This is a genomic window from Oleiagrimonas sp., assembly GCF_027858935.1.
Taxonomy (GTDB): Bacteria; Pseudomonadota; Gammaproteobacteria; order Xanthomonadales; family Rhodanobacteraceae; genus Oleiagrimonas.
The window spans coordinates 1-3539 of sequence record NZ_JAQIBU010000097.1 but is presented as its reverse complement, the minus strand read 5'-3'; the positions used below and the strand labels follow the sequence as shown (position 1 = coordinate 3539).

The 3539-nt window shown below is 62.8% G+C and carries 5 protein-coding genes; 4 read left to right on the top strand and 1 reads right to left on the bottom strand.

Annotated elements, in window-relative coordinates; translation table 11 throughout:
* Positions 1-119, bottom strand: a 119-nt coding sequence (locus tag PF446_RS03795) for a DUF2909 domain-containing protein (protein WP_298069903.1), incomplete at its 3' end; no start/stop codon positions are given.
* A 59-nt stretch (positions 120-178) separates the two neighbouring features.
* Between PF446_RS03795 and PF446_RS03790 the strand changes: the two genes are divergently transcribed.
* From PF446_RS03790 to cyoE, 4 genes are all read left to right on the top strand, one after another.
* Positions 179-913, top strand: a complete 735-nt coding sequence (locus PF446_RS03790) for an SURF1 family protein (protein ID WP_298069901.1) — start codon at positions 179-181, stop codon at positions 911-913.
* Positions 906-1466 carry a hypothetical protein gene (locus PF446_RS03785; protein WP_298069899.1) on the top strand — a complete coding sequence of 187 codons (561 nt, stop codon included), beginning with the start codon at positions 906-908 and terminating at the stop codon, positions 1464-1466. The genes PF446_RS03790 and PF446_RS03785 overlap by 8 nt, the downstream gene beginning before the upstream one ends.
* On the top strand, positions 1466-2623 hold the full coding sequence (locus PF446_RS03780) for a COX15/CtaA family protein (RefSeq protein ID WP_298069897.1): 1158 nt from the start codon (positions 1466-1468) through the stop codon (positions 2621-2623). Before PF446_RS03785 ends, PF446_RS03780 begins: the two co-directional genes overlap by 1 nt.
* Positions 2624-2691: 68 nt before the next feature.
* The coding region (gene cyoE / locus PF446_RS03775; protein ID WP_298069895.1) for a heme o synthase at positions 2692-3539 on the top strand (848 nt) is incomplete at its 3' end.

Below are 3539 nucleotides of genomic sequence, written 5' to 3'. Positions count from 1 at the left end.
GCCCACACGGTGCGTTTGCTGTCCCCGGTGTCCTTCATCATGAAGTAGAGCGCTTGGCCGAGGTTGAAGATCACCAGGGCCAACACGATTACCAAGGCTGTCTTGTATACGGTTTCCACTCGAGGATCCTTGTGCCAATTCTGTCACGCAGTATAACGCCGCCTCCGGGGCTATCCGTATGATGCGCTTTCGCCGGCCCTCGTTGTTTGCCGTGCTGCTGACGCTGGCGGGTGTGGCTTTCTTCGTGCGACTGGGAATCTGGCAACTTGACCGCGCTTCCGAGAAGGAGGTGCTTCTGCATCGTTTCGCCACGGCCGTACGGGCGCCGATTCGGGATTTCGCCAGCGTGCAGCGCGGCGCGCTCCCGCATCGCTACCCGCACCTGGTGGTCTCCGGCCACTACCTGACCGGGCACAAGTACATGCTGGACGACCAGGTCCACGATCATCGCGATGGCGTTCAGGTCTATGCCGTGTTCCAGCCGGATGGGCGTCAGCGGCTGCTGCTGGTCGATCTTGGTTTCCTGCCGCGCGAGGGTGCATACCAGAAGCTTCCTCAATTGCTGCCGCTCAAACCCGGGGCGGTACAGATCAAGGGCATCTATGCACCGCCGCCGCCGCCCGGACTCAAGCTGGGTGGCAATGCATTGGCCAAGCAAAAAGCCTGGCCCAAACTGACGACCTATATCGACATGAGGCAGATCAGTCACGATCTCCATGCACCTGTCTATCCACGCGTGCTGCTGCTCGATCCAGATCCCTCGACGGCCTATGTCCGGCAGTGGACGCCTACCTTCATGCCGCCTGCGCGCCACCGCGGCTACGCTTTCCAATGGTTCACCTTCGCTTTTGCAGCGGTGGTGATCTTCGTGATTCTGCATCGCAAGCGCGACAACGGAGAAGACGATGAATGATGCCCGATCCTCCGTGAAGCTGAGCCGTATCAAGCTTCTTCTGGTGGTTGCCGTGTTCCTGTTACCGGTGATGATCGCTGCAGGCCTGTTGCTGTCGGGCTGGACGCCGGGAGGCAGCAGTCACGGCCAGCCGATCCTGCCGCAGCGCAGCTTTGCTGGCATCGATATAAAGCTTGCCGATGGTTCCAGCTACCCCTGGAAGGACAGTCAACCGCGCATGACCCTGCTGGCACTGCCGGGGAGTGATTGCATGGACAATTGCGTGCGTCTGCTGCACCTGATGAGCAATGCCAGGATCGTGCTCAATCAGAACGCCGATCGCCTGCGCCTGCTTTATGTCGGACAACCACCGCATATCCCGGGTGCCGATGCAGTGATGAAGTCCTGGCAAGTGGGTACCGATGTCGACCACAAACTGGAAAAATACCGCCCGCTGGGCCCTGACAGCGTTGCGGCCATCCTGGTCGAGTCCAATGGCACTGCGTTGACGCTGTATCGAGCCGGATTTGATCCGAATGGGCTGCGCAAGGACCTGCAGAAGGTGATCCACTGATGCTTCGCTCGATTTCCCGTCTGTCCTGGCCGGCCCGGCTGGCCTGGTTCGCCGCATTGTTCGCGTTGTGCGTGGTCGTGTTCGGCGCTTTCGTGCGCCTGTCCAATGCAGGGCTGTCCTGTCCCGACTGGCCGACGTGCTACGGACAGGTGACCTGGCCACACCAGGCGCATCAGGTGGCGCGCGCGGACGCGGCTTTCCCGCAGCGCCCGGTGGAGCCCGGCAAGCCATGGCGCGAGCAGTTCCACCGCATGATTGCAGGCACGCTTGGCGTGCTGGTGCTGGTGCTTGCGTTGATCGCGGTATGGCGCAAGCCATGGGCACGCTGGACCGTGATCGGCGCTGCGGCGGCGGCGGCACTGGGCACGGCCATGTATATCGGTGGCGAACACATGCTGTCCTCGGCGCTGGCTGCACTGTCGATCGCCGCACCGCTGGTCGTGGCGGCGCGCCTGACCCGCGCGCCGCCGTGGCGCATCGCGGTGATCGCGCTGGCACTGGTGATATTTCAGGCGATGCTCGGCATGTGGACGGTGACCTTGCTGCTCAAGCCCATCGTGGTCACCGGGCATCTGCTCGGCGGCATGGCCACGTTTGCACTGCTGGCGTATATCGCGCTGCGGATCACACCGGTCGGCGCCGAAGGCAATGAGCATGCCCGACTTCGCCGTTTTGTCGCGGTCGGTATCGTCATACTGGCCGCGCAGATCTTTCTGGGCGGCTGGACCAGCACCAATTACGCAGCCTTGGCCTGCGGCGTCGGTGACATGGCCTTCCCCAAGTGCCTGGGACAATGGGTGCCGCCGACTGATTTTCACCAGGGATTCATCCTGTGGCGCGGGATCGGCGTGAACTATGAGGGTGGCATCCTGGACGCCTCTGCGCGAACCGCGATCCAGATGACGCACCGCATCGGCGCGCTGGTGGTGTTTTTGTATCTGGGCTGGCTTGCGCACAAGGTTGCCCGCGCCGGTTTGCGCTGGTTCGGCATCGCCATCGCCGTAACCCTGGTGGCACAGGTGCTGCTGGGCATCAGCAATGTGTATTTCGGCCTGCCGCTGCCGGTGGCCACGGCGCACAACGGCATGGCCGCGCTGCTGCTGTTCAGTCTGCTGGCCACGCTGGCGCGTAGCCAGCCAAGGCTGGAGGCAGTGTAAGCTGTGGGGTTCGCGCGGAGGGGTTTCGGATTGGAACCAACCCGCCCTGCATGACACCCGGAGTGCGCGTGAAGCTTCATCTGGCCGAATATCTGGAATTGACCAAGCCACGCGTTGTTGCGCTGCTGGTGTTCTGCGCCGTCATCGGCATGTTCCTGGCCGTGCCCGGCCTGCCGCGCTGGCAGGCGCTGGTGTTCGGATCGCTGGGCATCTGGATGGCTTCGGCCTCGGCGGCGGCGTTCAACCACCTGATCGATGAGCGCATCGACAAGCTCATGATCCGCACCGCGAATCGGCCGCTGGCCACCGGCCAGTTGAGCGCGATGCAGGTGTTCATCTTTGCCTTCACGTTGGGCGTGGTGTCGATGGCGATCCTGGTGTTCCTGGTCAACTGGATGACCGCCGCGCTCACCTTTGCCTCGCTGATCGGCTACGCCGTCGTGTATACCGCGTTCCTCAAGCGCGCCACGCCACAGAACATCGTGATCGGCGGCATTGCCGGCGCTTCACCGCCGCTGCTGGGCTGGTCGGCCGTCACCGGCATGACCGGTGAGCGCGACTGGGCTTACGCGCTGCTGCTGGTGCTGATTATTTTCGTCTGGACGCCGCCGCATTTCTGGGCGCTGGCGATCTTCCGCCGCGAAGATTATTCTCGTGCCCAGGTACCGATGCTTCCAGTGACCCATGGCGTGCACTACACCCGCTGGCATGTCCTTTTCTACACAATACTGTTGTTCGTGGCCACGCTGCTGCCGGTGCTGACCGGCATGAGCGGCGTGCTCTACCTGGGCGGCGCGGTGGTGCTCGGCGCCGGCTTTCTCTATTACGCCGTGCGCCTGATGAACCCGCCGGACGAAATGTACGCCATGAAGGTGTTTCGCTATTCGATCACCTACCTGATGGCGCTGTTCGCCTT